Source organism: Brucella pseudogrignonensis (assembly GCF_002252525.1).
In the GTDB taxonomy this organism is placed as follows: Bacteria; Pseudomonadota; Alphaproteobacteria; order Rhizobiales; family Rhizobiaceae; genus Brucella; species Brucella pseudogrignonensis.
The window spans coordinates 384887-407338 of sequence record NZ_NNRM01000017.1 but is presented as its reverse complement, the minus strand read 5'-3'; the positions used below and the strand labels follow the sequence as shown (position 1 = coordinate 407338).

Below are 22452 nucleotides of genomic sequence, written 5' to 3'. Positions count from 1 at the left end.
GATCGGCGCTCTAATCTCTTATTTTGACGCGCATCTTTTTCCGATCGAAGCGGGATAAGAAATCAGTCCAGTGGACTGATTTCCCCGCGAAGCCGTTTCACACTTTTCGGGATGCGCTCTAATGCAAAAACGCCGCCCCGTGGGGCGGCGTTTTTAAGGAAATAAGGGATCAATCAGAGTGTCAATTCGACTTCATTGCTGGCCAGTTCCAGCAAGGTCCAGACGTGATCAGCGAATGAGTTCCACACTTCGATCCGGTAATGATCGGCATCCCACTTCAACAGAATGATCTGGGCATGATCGAAGATCGTGCGAGCAGCACCCGGAAAGCTCATCTTTGAGAGCTCAAGCGGGGAAGCGGCATTCAACAGCCACTCGGCTTGGGGGCCGGAAATGTCGATGCCGGTTTCGCGGTGACTGACTTCCGTCAGGCTGTGCGGCTCATTCTCGTAGAGCTTGGCAAAGGCCTGTGTAATGGCGTCCGCCTTGCTTTCATCTGCCCAGATATACCATTCATCCGGTCCGATGCAGGCAACCGCAATATCGCCATTGCGCGTAAGGCCACCGATCTTAGCCGGGAACTTTGCACCCAGTGCCTTTTCAGCCAGGGCCAGTTTTTCCGGAGCAATGCGTAGGACAAAACGGGCAGCGTCATCGGCTGCATGGATTTCCAGACGACCGGGAATGACGACCTTGCGGTTCGAATAAGGTTTTGTCTCAACAAGCATGGTTCAATCCTTATCCGTTCAGCTTCTTACCTTCGGGGTCATAGAAGACCATGCCCGAAACAGTGGCTTCATGCACTGTACCATCAGGCATCGGCATATAAAGCGTTTCGCCCATACGATCCTTGCCGCCTGATACCACGGCCATAGCGATAGACCGGCCAAGCGCCTCGCTCCAATAGGACGAAGTGACATGACCAAGCATGGTCATAGGCAACGCCTGCTTTGGATCAACGACAATCTGCGCACCTTCTTCCAGCACCAGCTTCGGATCGTTGGTCAACAGACCCACAAGATGCTTGCGATCTGATTTGAGCATATCCGGACGGGCCAGCGAACGCTTGCCAACGAAATCTGGCTTCTGCTTGCCGACGGCCCAGCCGAGGCTTGCATCATCCGGCGTTACGGTGCCGTCCGTATCCTGACCGACAATGATATAGCCTTTTTCCGCGCGCAGAACGTGCATGGTTTCGGTGCCGTAAGGCGTGATGTCATATTGCTGACCGGCCTCATAAAGCGCCTTCCACAGCGACAGACCGTAACGGGCGGGCACGTTGATTTCATAGCCTAGCTCGCCAGTGAAGCTCATGCGGAAGAGACGCGCTGGCACGCCCAGGAATTTACATTCCGCAACCGACATATGCGGGAAAGCTTCGTCAGAAATATCCAGACCTTCGACTATTGGCTCGATGAGCTTGCGGGCATTCGGGCCATTGATTGCCACCACGGCCCATTGTTCGGTGGTCGAGGTCAGCCGCACTTTAAGGTCCGGCCATTCGGTCTGGAGATAGTCTTCCATCATATTGAGAACACGCGCGGCACCGCCGGTTGTGGTCGTCACATGGAAACGATCCTGCGTCAGACGACCGACAACACCGTCATCGCGGATGAAACCATCTTCGCCAAGCAACAGACCATAACGGCAGCGCCCGACACCAAGCTTTGTCCATGGGTTGGTGTACATGCGGTTCATGAATTCCGCCGCATCCGGGCCGACCACTTCGATCTTGCCAAGGGTAGATGCGTCGAACATGCCAAGCGACTGGCGGGTTGCCTTGCATTCACGCGCCACAGCTTGATGCATGTCTTCGCCCGTTTTTGGGAAATACCATGCGCGGCGCCACAGCGAGACCGGCTCAAAAGCTGCGCCATGCTGTTCAGCCCAGCTATCAATTGGCGTCTTGCGCGTGACATCAAACAGTTTGCCGCGATTGTAACCGCAGAAAGCGCCAAAGGTCGTCGGCGTATAAGGCGGCCGGAAAGTGGTGAGACCAACCTGCGGCGTCGGGCGCTTGAGCGCATCGGCGGCAACGGCCAGACCATTGATGTTCGAGGTCTTGCCTTGATCGGTCGCCATGCCATTGGTGGTATAGCGCTTGACGTGCTCGATGGAATGAAACCCTTCGCGCACGGCCAGACGAATATCCTTGGCTGTTACATCGTTCTGGAAATCGATGAAAGCCTTGGCTTTGCCCGGATCGCGATCCGTTGGCAATTCGCGGCAGCTCACACCATCACAGACAAAATCGCCTGCAACTGCATATTCCGACGCTTTGGCTTTATGACCTGCATCATTGGCTGCAGCAGCACCCGCTTGCGCACCCTCGCGCAATGCGGCCTGCAAATCGAAATTGCCATTGCCTGCACCGGCACAGCGGCTTTCCTCGGTGCGTTCGCCCGGCAGATAGATCTGGCGTGCTTCGTCCCAGACGAGCTGGCCCTTTGTGTGAGAGAACAGATGCACGCTTGGGTTCCAACCGCCAGACATCAAAACAACATCGCAGGCAATCGTGCGCGCAGCTCCGACCGAGCCGTTAGAAACCGGATTAGCGCGAACCGACGACACGCGATGGCGCCCGCCTGTATCTGTTACAGCCCAGCCGGTCAGTGTTTCAATGCCGAGCATTTTTGCACGATTGATAAGGCTGTCGGCAACGCTTGAACGCACATCGATGATGGCTGGAACCTTGACGCCTGCGACCGCGAGGTCAAAAGCCGCAAGCCATGCGCTGTCATGCGAAGTGACGACGACAGCCTGATTGCCGACCTTGACGCCATAGCGATTGAGATAGGTACGCGCAGCGGAAGCCAGCATCACGCCGGGACGGTCATTGCCTGCAAAGACCAGCGGCTTTTCGATTGCACCCTGCGCCAGCACCACTTGGCTTGCACGCACGCGCCACATGCGTTCACGCGGCGCATTGGTGGCGGGCTTGGCCTGATGATCGGTCAGGCGCTCACAAAGGCCGACCATGTTCTGATGGTAATAGCCAATGGCCGTTGTGCGCGGCAAAAGCGTGACATTCGGATTGGCTTTAAGGGCCGCTAGGGTTTCATTGAGCCAGTCCCAGCTTGAACGGCCATTGATGACCGGCTCTGGCTCGGACAAAAGCGAACCGCCAAATTCGGCCTGCTCATCAACGAGGATAACCTTCGCGCCACTCTTTGCGGCCTCTAAAGCAGCCGCCAGACCGGCAGGTCCACCACCCGCGATCAGCACGTCGCAGAAGGCATAGCGACTGGCATAGGTGTCCGGATCGGGTTCGGATGGCGATTTGCCAAGACCGGCAGCGCCACGGATGAAAGGCTCATAGACCTTGTTCCAGAAGCTCTTTGGCCACATGAAGGTCTTGTAGTAAAAGCCTGCTGAGAAAAACATGTAGAGCGCATCATTGATCGCGCCGACATCGTGCTTCAATGATGGCCAGTGGTTCTGGGTTTCGGCTTTGAGGCCGTCATAGAGTTCCAGCACCGTGGCGCGGGTGTTCGGCTCGTAGCGGCCCGGTCCTCTTGAGACGCCCATCAGCGCATTCGGCTCTTCGGAACCAGCAGAAAGAATGCCGCGCGGGCGGTGATATTTAAACGAACGACCGGCCAGATGTTCGCCATTGGCAAGCATGGCCGACGCCAGCGTGTCGCCTTCAAAACCAGAATAGGTTTTGCCGTTGAAGCTGAACCGCACGGACTTGGCCTTGTTGACACGGCCTTTGTTATGAATGCGCATATCGGTCATTATTTCGTCTCCGCAGCCGGAGTTTCTGCCAAAGCAGGACGGGGTTCACCAGCCTTGTAGGTGGTGACGAACTTGTCGCTCACCGTATCGCGCACCGCATTGAAGAAGCGACCGCAGCCGTTGATGTGCCGCCAGCGTTCATAATGGGTACCGCGTGGATTGGAACGCGTGAACAGGAAATCACGCCATTCATCATCGGAAAGCGTCGAGGGGTCGGCTGGACGCGCGATATGCGCTTCGCCTGCATAGGCGAATTCAAGCTCTGGACGTTCCATCTCGCAATAAGGGCAACGGATAAGAAGCATTTTGTGTTTCCCCTATTTCCTTAGTGAGCTACGGCGGCCGCAGCCGCTTCATCGATCAGGCGACCGGTGGTGAAGCGTTCAAGCGTGAACGGCGCGTTGATCCAGTGCGGCTCGTCGCGTGCGATCGTATGGGCAAAGACATGCGCCGAACCCGGTGTCGCCTTGAAGCCGCCGGTACCCCAGCCGCAATTGACAAACAGGCCCGGAACCGGCGTCTTGCCAATGATCGGCGAACGATCCGGCGTCACGTCAACAATACCACCCCATTTGCGCAGCATCCGCATACGGGTGAAGATCGGGAAGACTTCGCAGATGGCCGCAAGCGTATGCTCAATCAATGGCAGACCGCCGCGCTGGCTGTAGGACACATATTGGTCGGTACCGGAACCGATCACCAGCTCGCCCTTATCGGACTGGCTGATATAGGCGTGGACCGTGTTGGACATGACCACGCAAGGGAAGATCGGCTTGACCGGCTCGGACACCAGCGCCTGTAGCGGGTAACTTTCGAGCGGCATACGAACGCCTGCCGTGTCCATGACAATGGAGGTGCTACCAGCGGCAGAAACGGCCACTTTCTTCGCCTTGATGAAACCGCGTGGCGTATCAACGCCGGTCACGCGACCCGATGCATCGCGGCGAATGGCCGTGACCGGGCAATTCTGGATGATATCAACACCGCGTTCCGTCGCACCGCGTGCATAGCCCCATGCAACCGCATCGTGACGGGCAACGCCGCCGCGCCGCTGCAAGGTGGCACCAACAACCGGATAACGCGCATTGGCCGAAATATCGAGCGGCGGGCAGTATTCCTTCGCCTGCTCCTTGGTCAGCCATTCATTGTCGATGCCATTGAGACGATTGGCATGGATATGACGCTTGAAGCTCTGCACATCATGCACCGTATGCGCCAGCATCATCACGCCGCGCTGCGAGAACATGACATTGTAGTTGAGGTCCTGACTCAGACCTTCCCACAGCTTCATCGCATGTTCGTAGAGATGCGCGCTCTCATCATAGAGATAGTTGGAGCGGATAATGGTGGTGTTGCGCCCCGTATTGCCGCCGCCAAGCCAGCCTTTTTCGATGACCGCAACATTGGTGATGCCATGTTCCTTGGCCAGATAATAGGCAGCACCCAGACCATGACCACCGGCGCCGACAATGATCACATCATATTCGGCCTTGGGTTCGGCATTCGGCCATTGCGGCTTCCAGTTCTTGTTGCCGGAAAGCGCGTTGCCAACGATAGAAGCTAACGAAAAGCGGGACATATACAAACCACCAGTCTTACGGTTCACGCTCCCATGTGGCGCATGAAAAACCTCTGTAGATATTTGTATTGGGTCGCAGACGATATCGACAGCAGGCTTGCGTCAAAAGACGTCATAAATACGACATCGGCACCATTTCGCGACATGATGCTTCATGGATGATTAGGCGTTGCAATTCGATCGGCAGCAAGCCAGTAGTAGCCGGGCATTTGATTGTTTCGACCAACGCTACGACTGGATTGCCAATGACCGACACACTGCCGCTTAAGCCGCTCGACCTGCCTGAAAGCGAATTCGCGAGTCTCGTGCCGAATGCCAGATTGCGGCAACAGTTCCAGTTCATTCTTGAAGTCGAAAAGCTGAAGCAGGTCATTCGTCGGACACCGCTGCTGGATACGTCGCGCCGCGAAAACGATGCCGAACACACCTGGGAGCTGGTGCTGATGGCAATGGTCTTGCAGGAACATGCGAATGAGAACGTTGATCTGCTGAGTGTGCTCAAGATGCTGATCATCCATGACATCGTTGAGATCGATGCAGGCGATACCTTCATCTATGACGACGCGGGTGCACTCGACCAGGAAGAGCGTGAAATGCAGGCAGCCACCCGGATATTCGGCATTCTGCCCGAAGATCAGGCGCTGGAATTCCGCGCCCTTTGGGATGAGTTCGAGGCACGCAAAACAGCAGAAGCGCAGTTTGCCCGCGCGATGGATCGGCTGCAGCCACTCCTGCACAACTTCTTCACAAGTGGCGGCACCTGGCATACGCCGGGCGTAACTGCGCCTGTGGTGCTTGACCGGAAGTCACCGATTTCCCACGCATCAGACACGCTTTGGGAAGCTGCACAGCGGATTATCGCGGAAGGTGTTGAGCGCGGATTTTTAAAGCAGAGCTGACCAGCGCCTGATTGGTCAAGCTTGGGTTTGGCAGATTTCTGGTTGTCCGAGACGACAACCAGATGGAACCGCCAAGTCCTTAATATTAGTAACTAATAATATTAGAAAGCTTCCAAATAGTTTTTATCATAATAGGACAATATTGTTGTCCTTTTCTCTTTTCTTTTATTGCGTGAAGCGCTACTCAAGCGTTCATAAACGCCTCTTTAAAGAGGGATAAAAGCAAGAAAGGTGATTTGATGACTAAGGAGAATCTACTCGAAAGCGCACTCGTTCGTCTGGACGAGGCGGCAAGCCACATCAATATCGATCCGGATGTTATCGAGAAGCTGAAATACGCCCGTGAAACGATGAAAGTGCGCTTGATGATCCGTATGGATGACGGTTCGCGCAAATCCTTTCTTGCATGGCGCTGCCGTTATGACGACACCCGCGGACCAACCAAGGGCGGCATTCGCTACCATCCCGAATCAACGGCTGAAGAAGTCGAAACACTCGCTTTCTGGATGACCTTCAAATGCGCCGTCATGAACCTGCCTTACGGCGGCGGCAAGGGTGCAATCCAGGTCGACCCTCGCAAGCTTTCCAAGGCAGAACTTGAGCGCCTTTCGCGTGCCTATATTCAGGCTTTCTCCGGCATTATCGGCCCGGACCGCGATATTCCGGCACCGGACGTCTATACCAACTCCATGATTATGGGCTGGATGGCAGACGAATATTCGCAGATCGTCGGCCAGTCTTCGCCTGCGGTTATCACCGGCAAGCCACTGGCACTTGGCGGTTCGCTGGGCCGTAATGATGCGACCGCACGCGGCGGCTTCTATCTCGTTCGCCATCTGGCGCATGATCTTGGCCTTGCTTCGCAGCTTCGCGTCACCGTTCAGGGCTTCGGCAATGCCGGTCAGTTCTTTGCAAAACTGATGGCCAGCGACGGCCATAAGATCGTTGCCGTTTCGGATTCGTCGGGTGCTGTTTATTGCGCAAACGGTCTTGATCTTGACCTGTTGTTGAAAGCCAAGGATCAGGGCAAGTCGGTTGTTTCCACCGCTGGCAGCAACGGTCATGAAGCGATCAGCGCTGATGAACTGCTTGCAGTTGATTGCGATGTGCTTGCGCCAAGCGCCATGGAAAACATGATCCATGTCGACAACGCCGCTTCCATCAAGAGCAAGTTGATTGTTGAGCTGGCAAACGGTCCTGTGACGCCCGAAGCCGACAAAATTCTCGAGCAAAAGGGCGTTATCGTTCTACCGGATATTCTGGCCAATGCCGGCGGCGTGACGGTTTCCTACTTTGAATGGGTTCAGAATCGCCAGGGCTATTACTGGACGCTTGAAGAAATCCATGAGCGCCTGAAGACCATCATGGAACGTGAAGGCCGCGCCATCTGGAACCATGCCAAGCAGCACAAGGTAACTGTTCGCTCGGCAGCCTATGTTCATGCGCTGGAACGCCTTGCACAGGCTATCGAGGCGCACGGCACGCAGAATTATTTCTCTGCCTGATTATATATTTCGAGACGGTCCCTCCTGTCAGCTATCTGACAGGAGGGAATTTCTAACCATCAAAATTTTTCAGCCTGATAATCGTATAATACTTGCCCAAAAGGCTCTTTGAATAGCGCCTCACCGTTCCTATATCCTGTAAAATCAGGAAACAGCGAGGAATGGGATGAATATCGGGCAAGCCGCCAAAGCATCGGGCATATCGGCGAAAATGATCCGCCATTATGAAACCATCGGGCTTATCGAGGCTGCCGACAGAACCAGCTCGGGTTATCGCGTCTATACGCAAAATGATGTCGAAACGCTGCGTTTCATCCGATCAAGTCGTGATCTTGGATTTCAGGTCGAACAGATCAAGGAACTGCTTGCCCTCTGGCGCGACCGCAATCGTGCATCTTCCGATGTGAAGAAAGTCGCATTGCAGCATGTCGAAGACCTCGAAGCCAAGATGAAGCAGTTGCAGAACATGGCTGATACGCTGCGTCACCTCGCCCATAATTGCCATGGCGACAACCGGCCCGATTGCCCGATCATCCATGAGCTTGCCAGCCACAGCGCACCGAAGGCCGTTCGCCCAGCCCCGCGCAAAGGCGAATTGTTGCACGGAAAAATCTGACGGGCGCCTTTGAGAGATAAGAGCATAAAAGCAAAACGCCGGGAATTTCCCGGCGTTTCTGTTTGATGTGCGCTGTCGATTACTTTTATACCAAGGCGGCTCAAGATGCTGACGCATCACGCCTTGAAAAAGTTCAATTGCCACTCGGGCTTAACCAAAACTCCATGAGTCATACTCATGGAGTTTTGGTATTACGCGCATCTCGGTCCGAAAGACGCGCTTTATTTCGGCAGCGTATAGGCAATCACATAGTCGCCCGGCTTGGTGCCGACCGAACCATGACCGCCCGCGACCATCAGCACGAATTGCTGATCACCGACGGTGTAGGTCATTGGTGTGGACTGACCGCCTGCAGGCAGACGCGCTTCCCACAGAACCTCACCATTGGTGAGATTATAAGCACGGAGATAATCATCCACCGCAGCACCCAGGAAGGCTACGCCACCAGCGGTAATCATCGGACCACCAATGCCCGGCACGCCAACCTTGAATGGCAGCGGAACCGGTGCCATGTCACGGATCGTACCGTTGCGGTGCTTATAGACCGTCTTGCCTGTGCGCAGATCGACACCCGCGACAAAGCCCCATGGCGGCGACTGACACGGAATGCCAAGCGGGCTCAGGAATGGCCCCATGAACACGCCGTAAGGCGCGCCATCATTGCGGTTCAGACCCTGTTCGCTGCCCTTCTCGTCCTGACCGCGCGGCGGAATATCCGCACGCGGCACAAGGCGCGAGGTGAAAGCGAGATAGGTCGGCATACCGAACATCACCTGACGCTCAGGATCGACCGCCACGCTGCCCCAGTTGAAGACACCAAAATTGCCCGGATAGACAATCGTGCCTTTGAGCGAAGGCGGCGTGTAACGTCCCTCATAGAAATGCTTGTGGAACGCAATGCGGCAAGCGAGCTGATCGAACAATGTCACGCCCCACATATCGCTTTCCTTGAGCGGTGGCGGGCTGAATGTCAGATCAGAGATCGGTTGCGTTGGTGATGTGTGATCTTCCGGGATTGCGCCGGTCGGTGCCGCCATCTCACTGATCGGGATGATCGGCTCGCCAGTGCGGCGGTCGAGCACATAGAGATCGCCCTGCTTGGTCGGACCAACCAGCGCGGGAACGCCGTTGATATCAAGCAGGACCGGCTGTGCTGGCACGTCCATGTCCCACAGATCGTGGTGGACAGTCTGGCGAACCCACTTCACCTGCCCTGTGTTCACATCTAGCGCCACGATGGACGACGAATATTTTTCGACATTTTCGCTGCGGCCCATGCCGAGTTGATCCGGCACCTGATTGCCAAGTGGAATGAAGATCAGACCAAGCTTTTCATCAACACTTGATACCGACCAGCTGTTCGGAGAATTGGTCGTATAGTGCTGGCCTTCCGGCAGAGGTGTGGTGACATCGGGATTTCCCGAATCCCAGTTCCACAGCAGCTCTCCGGTACGGATATCGAAGGCGCGAATGACGCCAGACTGTTCTTCAGTCGAGTAATTATCATTGACGGCACCGCCGACAATGATCTTGTCACCCACGACCGCCGGTGGCGAGGTTGAGTAGTAGTAACCTGCCGGATTATATTTCATGCCGTGGCTGAGATCGAGCGTACCGCCATTGGCGAAATCGGTGCAGATCTCGCCGCTTTGCGTATCCAGCGCGATCAGACGAGCGTCAGACGTCGGCAGATAAACGCGTTCTGAACATTTCGCACCAGCAGTTGCGGTCGAATCCTTCCAGTAGCTGACGCCACGGCAGGTCTGGTGCTGACGATCGGTGTTGAAGCCGACCTTCGGATCGAACTTCCACTTTTCCTTGCCGGTCGCAGCATCAAGGGCGATGGCCCAGTTATGTGGTGTGCAGAGGAAGAGCGAATCGCCGATTTTGAGCGGCGTCACCTGATAGGTGGTTTCACCCACATCTTCCGGCTGCTTCACATCGCCGGTCTGGTATTGCCAAGCGACCTGAAGTTTGGAGACATTTTCAGGCGTTATCTGTGCAAGCGGCGAGTAGCGCTGTCCGTAAGGTGTGCGCCCATATTGGTGCCATTCACCATCAGGCACATTGCCACCGAGATCAGGCGTTGCGGCAACCTTTTCCGTTGGTAGGTTGCCATTGATGCTGGTTGGGTCCTGCGTCATCGAATAGCCGGCAACAACAAGTGCTGCGAGCGTCGCTATCGTGAGTGGCAAGCCACCGCCGTTCAGCGGCTTTCTGACCCATGGCGTGAGCAGCCAAAGGCCAAGCAGAACAATGATGCCGCCGGTTGAGCCAAGCCGCCACCAATCGAAGCCAACTTCATAAATCGCCCAGCCGAGCGCTCCAAGGATGACCAGCGCGTAAATCCAGAGCGCCAGAGAGCTTCGTTTGAGAAGAAAGAAACCAGTCAGCAGAAAGCCTACAGCAATCGCTATGAAGGCCCAGCTGCCACCCAATGTGGCGAGGTAGATACCGGCTGCGCCGAGCGCAAGACCAATCAGTAAAAACAGAATAGACGTCAGAGAAACAAGCAAGACATTACCCCCTTCAAGTAGTGACTGCAGTCCCGCCGTGCATGACTGTTACTTGAAACAAAGATGCACGGATTAAACCGAATTCGATGCATTTCTGATTTGGGTAGGCCTCATATCGGTAGAAGTGTCGCAGCAAATTGATTGCTGCGCAACACGACTTGCCTGCTCATCCACATAGGCGGCAAAATAAAAAATCCAGTGGCAAATGTTTAAAAGCAATATCGCCTGTCGGTAGCGAGAAGACTGCCGACAGGATAACCCTATAATCAGGCCATCGGGCTTTTGAAACTGCGCAGGCGCAAGGCATTGCTCAGCACGAAGATGCTAGAAAGCGCCATCGCACCTGCTGCCAGCACCGGCGAAAGAAGCGTGCCGGTAAACGGATAAAGAATACCAGCGGCAACCGGAATCAACGCCACGTTATAGGCAAAAGCCCAGAACAGGTTTTCGCTGATGTTGCGGATTGTGGCCTTTGAGATTGCAATCGCATTGACCACGCCACGCAGATCACCTGACATCAGCACAACATCAGCACTTTCAATCGCAATATCGGTGCCTGTGCCAATCGCAATACCCACATCGGCGGAAGCCAAAGCTGGTGCATCATTGATACCGTCACCCACAAAGGCAATGCGCTTGCCCCCAGCCGAAAGGCGCTTCAAAGCTTCGACCTTGCCGTCCGGCAGCACTTCCGCAACCACTTCATCAATGCCAAGACGCTTGGCAATCGCCTGAGCAGTGCGGCGGTTGTCACCGGTAATCATCGCGACTTTGAGGCCCTGCTCATGCATGGCAGCAATGGCGGCAGGCGTGGTTTCCTTCATTGGGTCGGCAACCGTGATGATTGCAGCGAGCTTGCCGTCGATTGCTGCATAAAGCGGGGTCTGGCCTTCATCGCCAAGACGGCTCGCATCATCCGCAAACACCGCTACATCCAGACCGAGCTTCGCCATATAGCGATCAGCACCAATGGCAACTTCACGGCCTGAAACGCTGGCCTTAAGCCCGAAACCGGGAACGGATTCAAAGGCCGAAACATCGGCAAGCTTCAGTCCCTTTTCCTTTGCAGCTGTCACAATCGCATCAGCAATTGGATGCTCGGAACGTGCTTCCACCGCTGCAACCAGCGCCAGGGCTTCATCCTTATCGATGCCATCGACAACAGCGAAATGCGCCAAAGCCGGCTTACCTTGTGTCAGCGTGCCGGTTTTGTCGACCGCAATCACCGATGCATCACGCAGCGTTTGCAGCGCGTCGCCACGACGGAACAGAACGCCAAATTCTGCAGCGCGACCCGTGCCCACCATAATCGAGGTCGGCGTTGCAAGCCCCATGGCACATGGGCAGGCGATAATGACAACCGCAATAGCATTGACCAGCGCGTAGCCCATCATGGCTGTGCCGCCGATAACCAGCCATGCAATGAAAGTAAGGACCGCAGCAGCCATAACTGCAGGCACGAACCAGCCTGTGACCTTATCGACCTTGGCCTGAATGGGCAGCTTGTCAGCCTGCGCGTCCTCGACCATCCGCACGATCTGCGAGATGACCATATCGCGGCCAACCTTGGTTGCACGGAATGTGAAGGCGCCGGTTTTGTTGATCGTGCCGCCGACGACTTCCGCGCCCTCTTCCTTGGCAACGGGTACGGGCTCGCCGGTAATCATCGATTCATCCACAAAGGACGAGCCTTCGATCACCTCGCCATCGACGGGGACTTTCTCGCCCGGACGCACCTGAACGATATCGCCAACGCGCACATCTTCAAGCGGCACATCAATCGCGTCGCCATTGCGCAGCACGCGGGCCGACTTGGCCTGCAAGCCAACGAGACGGCTGATCGCAGCCGAGGTTCGGCCCTTGGCACGAGCTTCCAGATAACGGCCAATCAGGATCAGCGTGACAATGACAGCAGCGGCCTCAAAATAGACGTTGACTGTTCCTGCCGGCAGAATATCCGGCCAGAAGGTTGCAACGACTGAAAAACCCCATGCGGCGGCTGTTCCGACAACCACCAGCGAGTTCATGTCGGGTGCAGCACGCAGAAGGGCCGGAATGCCTTTCTTGAAAAAGCGCATACCCGGGCCGAAGAGGACAAGTGTTGTCAGCACAAACTGGAAATACCAGCTGTTCTGCATTCCAATCGTGTCCATGACGAACATGTGCAGCGCTGGAACGATATGCGATCCCATTTCAAGAATGAAAACCGGCAGGGTCAGAACCGCAGCAAGGATGACGTTCTTTTTCAGCTCAAGCGCTTCCGCATCGCGCTTGTCAGATTGCGTTTCCTGCTTGGCATCGTTGCGTGCCTCTTCAAGAGAACGCGCTTCATAGCCCGCGGTTTCAACCGCCTTGATAAGATCACCAAGCGGCACCTGGCCAGCCAATTGGACATGAGCGCGTTCGGTCGCGAGATTAACGCTGGCGCGGGTTACGCCCGGTACGGCATTCAATGCCTTTTCAACCTTGCTCACACAGGAAGCACAGCTCATGCCTTCAATGGCGAGATCGGCACTTCCCGACGGCACGTCATAGCCTGCCTTGCGGATCGCATCGATGACGGCTGGCATGTCGGGTGCGGCCTTGAAGGTCACATCGGCGCGCTCGGTCGCAAGATTGACAGACACCTTGTCAACGCCCGGTACTTTCGCGACAGCCTTCTCAACAGATGACACGCAAGAGGCACAGCTCATGCCCTCGACGGGAATGGCGAAACTTGTGTTTTCGGATTTGACTGGCTTGTTCATGGCAATCCCTTCTTCTGCGCATCGTGCTTTCCGAAGATCGTTGCCGATTTTTGAGCCGATGCTGCAGCCCCTTTTTAAAGGGCTAGATACTGAGTTGCATCATAAGTAACCCTTCCCACCGTTGGAAGGTCAAGCCTTATTCATAAATGATTTTCAGATGGCCATTTCGTTCTGCGGCTGCATTGCAGCGAGGATTGATCCGCAGCGGGTCTGGATGAATTCTGGCACCTCAGCTGCAGGCATTGGACGCCCCATCAGGAAGCCCTGCACCTCGCCGAAATTCTGCTTGCGCAGGCATTCAAGCTGCTGCGTGGTTTCCACGCCTTCAGCAGTCGTTACAATCCGGAAACCAGCGCCCAGCGTGGCGACCGCCTGAATGATCGCAAGATCACGGGTATCGACTTCGATGCCCGATACAAAACTGCGGTCAACCTTGATCTTGTCGAACGGGAACGAGCGCAGATAGCTGAGCGATGAATAGCCAGTGCCGAAATCATCCATGGCAATCCGCACGCCCAGGCGGCGCAACTCAAACAGCAGTTCGATATTGTGTTTGCTGTTTTGCAGGAATACGGATTCCGTAATTTCAAGTTCGAGACGGTCCGGAGACAGGGCTGCCTCCTCAAGCGCTTCCGTGACAGAATCGAGCAGCGTTGTCTGATTGAACTGCACCGGAGAAAGATTGACCGAAACCTTGATCTCATCCGGCCAGGAAGCTGCCTGACAACAAGCCTGTCTCAGCACCCAATCGCCGATGGGGCCGATAAGCCCGGCTTCTTCTGCAATCGGAATGAACTCAACCGGCGAGACCATGCCCAGGGATGGATGACGCCAGCGCAGCAGGGCCTCAAACCCGGATATACGACCTGATTCCAGATTGAAGATCGGTTGGTAATGCAGCTCGAACTGCTTCGCGGCCAAGGCCACCCGCAGATCAGTTGTCATCGCATGGCGTTTCTCAACAGCCAGTCGCAGCGAATGTTGGTAGAAGCGGAACGTTCGCCGACCATCCGCCTTGGCGGCATAAAGCGCCAAATCAGCATTGCGCATCAGCACGTCGGTATCTTCACCATGCAGAGGCGCCTGAGCGATGCCAAGACTGCAAGACACGAATTCCGTTGTATCACCGAGATCAAACGGGTCCTGAAAGGCTGAAAGAAGGCGGTCCGCAAACATGGCAATCTGCGAAATCGCATCGCTGCGATAGATGATGGCAAACTCATCGCCACCAAGTCGCGCGAGAAACTGATCGCAAGTCGTGATGTTCTTAAGACGCGTCGCCACCTGATTGAGCAGCAGATCACCTATCTGGTGCCCCCTGCTGTCATTAATGGTCTTGAAGTGGTCGATGTCGAGATAGAACAGCGCAAACGCCGGAGCACTGTCGCCCTTTTTCAGAATATTTTCAATATATTGCGAGAAATAGGCACGGTTCGGCAGATCCGTCAGACTGTCGTGCATGGCGATATGCGTCATGCGCTGTTCAGTCTCGCGTCGCTCAGTAATATCTTCGACAAGCCCGATCAGGTAACGCGATTTATCGCCTTCAACAGGTGGAATGGGACGTTTGATGATCCGCATCCGGCGCGGTGTGCCGTCAGCGCAACGAATATCCCGCTCAATCGTCAACACATCGCCGCGGCGCATTGCCAGCCGATCCTGCTGCGTCAGAAGCTTTGCTTCCTCGCTTGGGAAAATTTCGGCATCGATCGAGCCAACTACATGGTCGACATTGTGACCGCTGATCGTGGACGCTGCCTGATTGTAGAGAACATATCGGCCTTCGTCCTGCATATCCTTGACGAAAACACCAAGCGGCATGTTGTTGACCAGTCCATCAAGCAGAGACTGCACATGACTTGCCTGCCGGGTCGCCTCTGCCAGTTCGGTCATGTCTTGAACGATTGCCAGAATGACCTGCTTGCCGTCGAAGACGACCTGGCGTCCGTAAGTGAGAACCTCGATGGTTTCGCCGTTGGCTTTGAGATGCTGCCAGCGTTCGGGACGCTCCAGATCGCTCCTGTCGCGCACGGCTGCAAACATCCGCTCCCGCTCGGTCTGCGGACGGATATCAAGCACTGTCATGCCGGGGATTTCGTCTGCAGAATAGCCGTAAAGCGCATGGGCCGCTTCATTCATGACAATGAATGCTAGCGTTTCAGGATCATAGACCCACATGGGTGTCGGATGAGTTGTAAAAAGAATGCGGAAATCCTCGTCGGATGTGCGCACCATCGCATCACCCGAGTGAGCCTCACCGGCTTCCCGCTTCCTCATCATTGGTCCCTCATCAGACAAATCCTGACTGGATGTTTTCCGCTCTCATGCGAGAGTTAACCCGGAGAATCAGATCAAACTGTCTGTAGCAGGACGATGCAATCCGGTGGATAGCTTACAGTCTAGAATTTTAACAAATTATATACAAATTATCAAAATCCCTAATTTAGCGCCTGCAATTTGTCGTTTTACAGTCTCTTGACCGGCCTGCTGTTCCGGCCTATGCCTAAGACACAAAATTCGTTGGGGTGCCTTCGAAGCAAGATCAGGAAAAGCGCTAAACGGTTTTCCATCCGACCTTGCGACACAAAAGGCTGAGAGACGCTGACCGCGTTAACCCATTGAACCTGATCCGGGTAATACCTGCGTAGGGAACGGAGTTTGGCGCGTCGCGAACAAGGAGGATTTCATCCTCCGTGGGGCAAAGCCCCAAAACCCGTTCATGACGTCTCAATTTTCCGTTCGGAATGAGAGACGACATGATGGACTTAAGACAAAGCCTCTCCCGAACAAAAGCAAGCAACAGCAATGGTGCATCCGTGCCTATTTGCGTGACTATTGCTGGCTCCGACAGCGGCGGCGGTGCTGGCATTCAGGCCGATTTAAAGACCTTTTCAGCACTCAATGTCTATGGCGCAAGCGTCATTACAGCGATCACCGCTCAGAACACATTAACGGTCACAGCAGTCCACGATGTTCCGGCTGAAATCGTTGCGGCACAGATTGATGCAGTCTTCAGCGATCTCAATGTGGCTTCGGTCAAGATCGGCATGGTGTCGGTGCCGGAAACCATTCAGGCAATCGCCAAAGGCCTTAGGCATTTCTCTGGCCCGGTGGTTCTTGATCCGGTGATGGTGGCGAAATCCGGCGACAGGCTTTTAAGCGAAGCCGCAATCTCGACATTGCGCGAAAAACTGATCCCGCTTGCCGGCGTTCTGACGCCAAACCGGCCGGAAGCAGCTTGCCTGCTCGATTGTGCCATTGCGCGTAATGATGATGAGGCGGAAGCACAGGGGCGCGCTTTGCTCAAGCTCGGCGCGAAGGCTGTCCTGATGAAAGGCGGGCACGCTGAGGGCGACATCTGCACCGACCTTCTCATCCGTGCCAATCTGCCGATGATCCAGCTGGAAGCGCCGCGTATCTACACGCAGAACACCCATGGGACTGGCTGCACGCTTTCGTCAGCAATTGCAGCGGGTCTCGGCAAGGGGCTTTCGATGGAACAATCCCTTCGTGAAGCGCACAGCTATCTGCAAGCGGCCATCCGGTCCGCTAACACGTTGCAGGTCGGAAGCGGGCACGGCCCCGTGCATCATTTCCACGCTTTGTGGGAGATTGCATAATGCGCGTCACTATCATCGGCGCAGGTGTTGCAGGCCTTGCCTGCGCTGCAGAATTTAGTGACCAGGGCCACGCCGTCACTGTCATTGCCAAAAGCACCGCAATCGGCTCCGACAGCTGTTCGTGGTTTGCAGGCGGAATGCTGGCCCCGTGGTGCGAAGGCGAGAGTGCGGAAGAACCCGTCGTAAGGCTGGGGCAAGAAGCGATTGGCTGGTGGGAACGACATGTTTCGACGGTCCACCGCAAGGGCACGCTCGTCATTTCCCACACACGCGATACGACTGAACTGCGCCGCTTCGCCCGTCGCACGCAAGCCTTCGACACAATTGATTCCGAACAGATTGATGCACTGGAGCCGGACCTTGCAGGCCGTTTCCGGCAGGGGCTTTTTTTTACTGAGGAAGGCCACCTCAATCCACGCAATACACTGATCGAACTTGCCGAAAACCTGCAAAAGAAAGGCGTCGTCTTTCATCTCGGGCAAGATGCGAAAGATTTAAAAATAGACACCGATATCACCGTCGATGCGCGCGGTCTGGCAGCACGCGATCAATTGCAGGATCTGCGCGGCGTGAAGGGCGAAATGCTGGTGGTTCGCTCCCGCGACATCAATCTTTCGCGCCCTGTGCGTCTGCTGCATCCGCGCATTCCGCTCTACATCGTGCCGCGCGGTGACGGCATTCATATGATCGGCGCAACCATGATCGAAAGCGATGAGAGAGGCGGCATCAGCGTTCGCTCGACGCTGGAAATGTTAAGCGCCGCCTATGCGCTGCATCCGGCATTTGGCGAGGCGGAAATTCTGGAAACCGGCGTCGATGCCCGCCCCGCCTTCCCCGACAATCTGCCGCGTGTGCGCAAGCGCGGCCAGACCATCTATGTCAACGGGCTTTACCGGCACGGCTTTCTGCTCTCGCCTGCGGTTGCACGCATGGCGGTTGCGGCAGCAACCGAGACCGAACAACAGCCTGAACTTCTGGAGAACCTGGCATGACCATCGTTTTAAATGGCGAGGTCTTTGAGACCAAAAGCGCCAATCTTTTCGCTCTGCTTGCAGAAATCGAACTTGATGAAGCGGTGGTCGCAACCGCGCTCAATGGCGAATTCATTGCAGGCGATGAACGCGAGGAAACGCTGATCGGCGAAGGCGATCGTATCGAAGTGCTCGCACCGATGCAGGGAGGCTAAGATGCTGGAATTTTACGGAAAAACATTTGAAAGCCGCCTGCTATTGGGAACGGCACAATATCCATCACCCTCTATTCTCGCTGACAGCGTCCGCTCATCACAGTCGGAAATCGTGACGGTTTCGCTGCGGCGCGAGAGCGGGAATATGCGTGCCGGTCAAGATTTCTGGACACTCATCAAGGATCTGGGTGTTTCGGTTCTGCCCAATACTGCCGGGTGCCATACCGCACGCGAAGCTGTGACCACGGCAAAAATGGCGCGTGACGTTTTCGGCACCAATTGGATCAAGCTTGAAGTCATTGGCGATCACGACACCTTGCAGCCTGATCCTTTCGGGCTGGTCGAAGCAGCCCGTATTCTCTGCGATGAAGGCTTTGAGGTCTTTCCCTATATGAATGACGATCTTGTGGTTGCGGAGAAACTGATTGAGGCAGGCTGCAAGGTGTTGATGCCATGGGGCGCGCCGATTGGTTCAGGTCGCGGCCTCAACAATCCTTATGCGCTTAAAACCATGCGTGCGCATTTCCCCGATATTCCACTGGTCGTGGATGCCGGTATTGGCGTGCCATCGCACGCTGCAACCGCCATGGAACTTGGCTTTGATGCCGTGCTAATCAACACCGCCGTTGCCAAAGCAGGTGATCCAGCCGCTATCGCCCGCGCTTTTGCGCTCGCTGTTGAGGCTGGTCGGATCGCTTACGAAGCCGATCCGATTGAAGCCCGCGACATGGCTGCCCCCTCCACTCCATTACTCGGAAAGGCATTTTTGTAATGGCCCTTGATCCGTTCTACCCGATCTTTGACAGCGCCAGCTGGTGTGAGCGCATGGTGCCGCTTGGCATCAAACTCGTGCAGCTGCGCATCAAGGATAAGAACGACGCTGAACTGCGCGCAGAAATTCGTGCAGCCCGCGAAATTTGCGCGCGATATGATTGCCAGCTCATCGTCAATGACTACTGGAAACTGGCGATTGAGGAAGGCTGCGACTTCATACATCTCGGTCAGGAAGATCTTGATGATGCCGATCTCGATGCAATCCGCGAGAGCGGTGTGAAGCTCGGTGTATCCAGCCATGACGAGGCTGAACTTGATCGCGCATTAGCGCTAAAGCCAGCCTATATCGCGCTCGGCCCTGTCTATCCGACCATTCTCAAAAAGATGAAATGGCATGAACAGGGACTGGACCGCGTCAGCCAATGGAAAGCCACACTTGGCGATATTCCGCTTGTTGGCATTGGCGGCATGAATGTGGAGCGCGCGCCCGGCGTCTTTAAAGCCGGAGCTGACATTGTATCCGTCGTCACCGACATCACTCTCAACCCTGATCCGGAAGCCCGCGTGCGGCAATGGATCGAAGTTACACGCCCCTATGTAAAGTAGACCTAATATTCGCTTTAACGCGCATCTGGTCCGAAAACCGCTTCACACTTTTCGGGATGCGCTCTAACCGGAGGAAACATTGAAAAAACTGATTTTTGCTGCGCTTTTCAGCGCCACGGCTTCGTTCGCCCTGATGTCAGCTCAGGCAGCTCAGGCAGCTCAGGCGAACGATAAATTCAAACTCATACTCGACTGGTATGTGAACCCGGATCATGGGCCGATCATCGTGGCCGACAAGCTCGGTTACTTCAAGGATGCGGGTCTTGATGTGGAAATCATCGCCCCTGCGGATGCTTCCGTGCCACCCAAAATGGTTGCGGCTGGACAGGCTGATCTGGCAATTTCTTATCAGCAGCAGGTGCATCTCGATGTTCATGCCGATATTCCGCTGATCCGCGTCGGCACTCTGGTCGATTCCCCGCTCAACTGCCTGATGGTGCGTGACGATGGTTCGGTCAATTCAATTGCCGATCTCAAAGGCAAGAAGATCGGCTTTTCTGTCGCTGGTGTTGAAGAAACGGTGCTTGGCACCATTCTCAAAAACCACGACATAAAGCTTTCAGATGTCGAACTCATCAATGTGAACTTCTCGCTCGCGCCATCGCTGATGTCGAAACAGGTTGATGCGGTGATGGGTGCCTATCGCAATGTTGAACTCAACCAGATGGCGGTTGAAGGAGTTGTGGGCAAATGCTTCTTCGTCGAGGAGGAAGGCGTGCCGGTCTATGACGAGCTGGTTTATGTCGCCAACTCAAACAAGCTGGATGCGAACGAAAAAGAACGGATTTCGCGCTTTCTAGCAGCCACTGAAAAAGCCGCGCAATATATCGTCAATCATCCAGAGCAAAGCTACGATCTGTTCGCGTCTTATAGTTCTGAACTCAAAGACGAGCTGAACCAGCGCGCCTGGAAAGACACGGTCGCCCGTTTCTCGCGCTCACCTGCCAGTCTCGATTACGGACGCTGGAGCCGCTACGAAACCTATCTCAAAGATAACGGTCTCGTGCCTTCGAACTTGCCTGTCGAGAGATTTGCAATCGACGTCAACGCGGGAGGTGACAAGTCATGAGTGACACGCTTTATTCATCTGAATTGTTCACCCGCCTGCGTGCCGCAACGCTTGATGACTGGACCCCCTATATCGATCATGAATTTGTCCGCGGGCTTGGCGATGGCACGCTGCCGAAATCGGCATTCCTGCATTATCTCAGGCAGGACTACGTCTATCTGCATCACTATGCCCGCGCCTTTGCGCTGGGTGTCGTGAAGGCAGGCAGCTTGCAGGAAACGCGACTTTGCGCCGAGATTATGCATGGGCTGGCGGTCACAGAACTGCCGCTGCATGTCGGAATCTGCGCACGCGAAGGCATAACCGAAGACGATCTTTACAACACAAAAGAAGAGCCGGAAAACCTCGCCTATACGCGTTATGTACTCGATTGCGGGCAGGCAGGCGATTTCCTCGACCTGCTGACCGCACTGGTTCCCTGCGCGCATGGCTATGGCGAAATCGGGGTCAATCTCGCAGCCACTGCCCATACCGGCACACCCTATCAAGAGTGGATCGACACCTATGCGGGCGCTGAGTATCAGGTGATGTGCCACACCGTTGGCAAGCTTTTTGATCAAGCTGCAAAAGACCGCATCGGTACGGATTTCGAAAACAGCCCACGCTGGCCAAAGCTCTGCCAGATATTTGCGACCGCAAGCAGGCTTGAAGCAGGTTTCTGGAGTATGGGTCTTAAGGGAGCATGACGAGTCTCGCTCCTCGCTCACGCAAAAAACGCATCGCCGACGGGTTTCTGTCGGCGTTTGCTGTGCTGGCACTTTGGCAGGCTGTGGTGAGCATCTGGCAGATGCCGCGCTTCATCCTGCCCGGTCCGCTCGACGTCGTGCAATCGCTCATCACCAATGTACAGTTGATCGCCGATAATGCAGTCGTGACATTTGGCGAAGTGCTAGGCGGGCTGTTTCTCGGCTCTGCCATTGGCGTTCTCACAGCGATAGGGCTGATGATGTCGCCGCTTGCACAACGGCTTGTTATGCCGGTGATGGTGTTTTCTCAGGCGATCCCGATATTTGCGCTCGCTCCAATCTTAACACTCTGGCTCGGCTATGGACCGGCATCGAAAATTGCCGTCACTATTCTGATGATCTTCTTTCCGGTCGTCTCAACCTTTCTGGATGGAATGCAACGGACGGATCAGACGCTGATTAATGCCGCCGAAAACCTTGGCGCCAAGCCAATGCAAATTCTGTTTCGTGTGCGCATTCCCGCAGCTTTCCCGTCGCTTGCTTCGGGGTTAAGTCTTGCTGCCGTCTATGCACCAATTGGGGCTGTAGTGGGCGAATGGGTCGGAGCATCAAAAGGTCTTGGTTATCTGATGCTGCTCGCCAATGGTCGCGCCAAGGTCGATCTGATGTTCGCAAGCTTGTTTGTGCTGGCCGCTTTCACCATGATCTTACACGCAACCATCTCGCATTTTTCGCGCAAGCTCGCCGCATGGCCTCGAAAGCTGTAAGGCAGCATTTTTGCCACACTCAATAGATTGAAATAAAACTTCTGCATTTTGCCACTTGGCAAATAGATTTGCTCATTTATTGTGCAGCCATCTGAAACACTGGCAAGAGGTATGAGATGCGTGTCTATCCATTTCCGTCGGTGC

General features: G+C 55.2%; 18 protein-coding genes and 1 riboswitch. Of the genes, 11 read left to right on the top strand and 7 right to left on the bottom strand.

The genetic code is table 11. The features are described from left to right. Positions 1 to 173 precede the first annotated feature (173 nt). The 4 genes from CEV34_RS08495 to CEV34_RS08480 are packed head-to-tail and all read right to left on the bottom strand — an operon-like array spanning position 174 to position 5317. Complete coding sequence (locus tag CEV34_RS08495; RefSeq protein ID WP_007873392.1) at positions 174 to 728, bottom strand: sarcosine oxidase subunit gamma; 555 nt, start codon at positions 726 to 728, stop codon at positions 174 to 176. Positions 729 to 738: 10 nt separating this feature from the next. Beyond that, positions 739 to 3738, bottom strand: a complete 3000-nt coding sequence (locus tag CEV34_RS08490; RefSeq protein ID WP_094543517.1) for a sarcosine oxidase subunit alpha — start codon at positions 3736 to 3738, stop codon at positions 739 to 741. After that, complete coding sequence (locus CEV34_RS08485) at positions 3738 to 4043, bottom strand: sarcosine oxidase subunit delta (protein ID WP_007873390.1); 306 nt, start codon at positions 4041 to 4043, stop codon at positions 3738 to 3740. Before CEV34_RS08485 ends, CEV34_RS08490 begins: the two co-directional genes overlap by 1 nt. A 20-nt stretch (positions 4044 to 4063) precedes the next feature. Continuing rightward, complete coding sequence (locus CEV34_RS08480) at positions 4064 to 5317, bottom strand: sarcosine oxidase subunit beta family protein (RefSeq protein WP_007873389.1); 1254 nt, start codon at positions 5315 to 5317, stop codon at positions 4064 to 4066. A 245-nt stretch (positions 5318 to 5562) separates the two neighbouring features. Here CEV34_RS08480 and CEV34_RS08475 point away from each other — a divergent pair, with 245 nt between their 5' ends. The 3 genes from CEV34_RS08475 to cueR all read left to right on the top strand — a co-directional run bounded on the left by CEV34_RS08475 (position 5563) and on the right by cueR (position 8337). Next, the gene (locus CEV34_RS08475) at positions 5563 to 6216 is read left to right on the top strand and encodes an HD domain-containing protein (protein WP_007873388.1); all 654 of its coding nucleotides are present in this window, start codon (positions 5563 to 5565) and stop codon (positions 6214 to 6216) included. A gap of 239 nt (positions 6217 to 6455) precedes the next feature. After that, complete coding sequence (locus tag CEV34_RS08470; RefSeq protein ID WP_007873387.1) at positions 6456 to 7721, top strand: Glu/Leu/Phe/Val family dehydrogenase; 1266 nt, start codon at positions 6456 to 6458, stop codon at positions 7719 to 7721. Between the two features lie 166 nt (positions 7722 to 7887). Beyond that, a complete protein-coding gene (gene cueR / locus CEV34_RS08465) occupies positions 7888 to 8337 on the top strand; it encodes a Cu(I)-responsive transcriptional regulator (RefSeq protein WP_007873386.1) in 450 nt (149 codons plus the stop codon). 221 nt (positions 8338 to 8558) lie between these two features. Here cueR and CEV34_RS08460 read toward each other — a convergent pair whose 3' ends face one another. The 3 genes from CEV34_RS08460 to CEV34_RS08450 all read right to left on the bottom strand — a co-directional run bounded on the left by CEV34_RS08460 (position 8559) and on the right by CEV34_RS08450 (position 15877). Continuing rightward, a complete protein-coding gene (locus CEV34_RS08460) occupies positions 8559 to 10853 on the bottom strand; it encodes a glucose/quinate/shikimate family membrane-bound PQQ-dependent dehydrogenase (protein ID WP_007873385.1) in 2295 nt (764 codons plus the stop codon). Between the two features lie 266 nt (positions 10854 to 11119). Next, positions 11120 to 13600 (bottom strand): heavy metal translocating P-type ATPase, encoded by a 2481-nt coding sequence (locus CEV34_RS08455; protein WP_007873384.1) that lies wholly within the window; start codon positions 13598 to 13600, stop codon positions 11120 to 11122. Positions 13601 to 13753: 153 nt separating this feature from the next. After that, entirely contained in the window at positions 13754 to 15877 is a 2124-nt protein-coding gene (locus CEV34_RS08450) for a putative bifunctional diguanylate cyclase/phosphodiesterase (protein ID WP_007873383.1), read from the bottom strand. Positions 15878 to 16111: 234 nt separating this feature from the next. Further along, positions 16112 to 16268: riboswitch (TPP riboswitch) on the top strand. Between the two features lie 91 nt (positions 16269 to 16359). On the opposite strand from CEV34_RS08450, the gene thiD reads away from it, so the two are divergent. The 8 genes from thiD (at position 16360) to CEV34_RS08410 (ending at position 22308) form a co-directional block, all read left to right on the top strand. Then, on the top strand, positions 16360 to 17220 hold the full coding sequence (gene thiD, locus CEV34_RS08445; protein ID WP_039859487.1) for a bifunctional hydroxymethylpyrimidine kinase/phosphomethylpyrimidine kinase: 861 nt from the start codon (positions 16360 to 16362) through the stop codon (positions 17218 to 17220). Then, on the top strand, positions 17220 to 18212 hold the full coding sequence (gene thiO / locus CEV34_RS08440; RefSeq protein ID WP_007873381.1) for a glycine oxidase ThiO: 993 nt from the start codon (positions 17220 to 17222) through the stop codon (positions 18210 to 18212). Before thiD ends, thiO begins: the two co-directional genes overlap by 1 nt. Continuing rightward, entirely contained in the window at positions 18209 to 18406 is a 198-nt protein-coding gene (thiS, locus tag CEV34_RS08435; protein ID WP_007873380.1) for a sulfur carrier protein ThiS, read from the top strand. Before thiO ends, thiS begins: the two co-directional genes overlap by 4 nt. Before the next feature lies 1 nt (position 18407). After that, a complete protein-coding gene (locus CEV34_RS08430) occupies positions 18408 to 19178 on the top strand; it encodes a thiazole synthase (protein WP_007873379.1) in 771 nt (256 codons plus the stop codon). After that, the gene (locus CEV34_RS08425) at positions 19178 to 19786 is read left to right on the top strand and encodes a thiamine phosphate synthase (protein ID WP_007873377.1); all 609 of its coding nucleotides are present in this window, start codon (positions 19178 to 19180) and stop codon (positions 19784 to 19786) included. Before CEV34_RS08430 ends, CEV34_RS08425 begins: the two co-directional genes overlap by 1 nt. A 79-nt stretch (positions 19787 to 19865) precedes the next feature. Next, on the top strand, positions 19866 to 20855 hold the full coding sequence (locus tag CEV34_RS08420) for an ABC transporter substrate-binding protein (RefSeq protein ID WP_007873375.1): 990 nt from the start codon (positions 19866 to 19868) through the stop codon (positions 20853 to 20855). After that, positions 20852 to 21541: a thiaminase II gene (gene tenA / locus CEV34_RS08415; RefSeq protein ID WP_007873373.1), complete on the top strand. Its 690-nt coding sequence runs from the start codon at positions 20852 to 20854 to the stop codon at positions 21539 to 21541. The genes CEV34_RS08420 and tenA overlap by 4 nt, the downstream gene beginning before the upstream one ends. Beyond that, positions 21538 to 22308, top strand: a complete 771-nt coding sequence (locus CEV34_RS08410) for an ABC transporter permease (protein ID WP_007873372.1) — start codon at positions 21538 to 21540, stop codon at positions 22306 to 22308. Before tenA ends, CEV34_RS08410 begins: the two co-directional genes overlap by 4 nt. Positions 22309 to 22452: the final 144 nt, after the last annotated feature.

Excerpts from the sequence above, each read along its gene's own strand:
- CEV34_RS08410 (WP_007873372.1), top strand. The coding sequence starts at position 21,538 with ATGACGAGTCTCGCTCCTCGCTCACGCAAAAAACGCATCGCCGACGGG.
- cueR (WP_007873386.1), top strand. The coding sequence starts at position 7,888 with ATGAATATCGGGCAAGCCGCCAAAGCATCGGGCATATCGGCGAAAATG.
- thiO (WP_007873381.1), top strand. The coding sequence starts at position 17,220 with ATGCGCGTCACTATCATCGGCGCAGGTGTTGCAGGCCTTGCCTGCGCT.
- CEV34_RS08475 (WP_007873388.1), top strand. The coding sequence starts at position 5,563 with ATGACCGACACACTGCCGCTTAAGCCGCTCGACCTGCCTGAAAGCGAA.
- CEV34_RS08485 (WP_007873390.1), bottom strand. The coding sequence starts at position 4,043 with ATGCTTCTTATCCGTTGCCCTTATTGCGAGATGGAACGTCCAGAGCTT.
- thiD (WP_039859487.1), top strand. The coding sequence starts at position 16,360 with ATGGACTTAAGACAAAGCCTCTCCCGAACAAAAGCAAGCAACAGCAAT.
- tenA (WP_007873373.1), top strand. The coding sequence starts at position 20,852 with ATGAGTGACACGCTTTATTCATCTGAATTGTTCACCCGCCTGCGTGCC.
- CEV34_RS08470 (WP_007873387.1), top strand. The coding sequence starts at position 6,456 with ATGACTAAGGAGAATCTACTCGAAAGCGCACTCGTTCGTCTGGACGAG.
- CEV34_RS08480 (WP_007873389.1), bottom strand. The coding sequence starts at position 5,317 with ATGTCCCGCTTTTCGTTAGCTTCTATCGTTGGCAACGCGCTTTCCGGC.
- CEV34_RS08490 (WP_094543517.1), bottom strand. The coding sequence starts at position 3,738 with ATGACCGATATGCGCATTCATAACAAAGGCCGTGTCAACAAGGCCAAG.
- CEV34_RS08450 (WP_007873383.1), bottom strand. The coding sequence starts at position 15,877 with ATGAGGAAGCGGGAAGCCGGTGAGGCTCACTCGGGTGATGCGATGGTG.
- thiS (WP_007873380.1), top strand. The coding sequence starts at position 18,209 with ATGACCATCGTTTTAAATGGCGAGGTCTTTGAGACCAAAAGCGCCAAT.
- CEV34_RS08425 (WP_007873377.1), top strand. The coding sequence starts at position 19,178 with ATGGCCCTTGATCCGTTCTACCCGATCTTTGACAGCGCCAGCTGGTGT.
- CEV34_RS08455 (WP_007873384.1), bottom strand. The coding sequence starts at position 13,600 with ATGAACAAGCCAGTCAAATCCGAAAACACAAGTTTCGCCATTCCCGTC.
- CEV34_RS08495 (WP_007873392.1), bottom strand. The coding sequence starts at position 728 with ATGCTTGTTGAGACAAAACCTTATTCGAACCGCAAGGTCGTCATTCCC.
- CEV34_RS08430 (WP_007873379.1), top strand. The coding sequence starts at position 18,408 with ATGCTGGAATTTTACGGAAAAACATTTGAAAGCCGCCTGCTATTGGGA.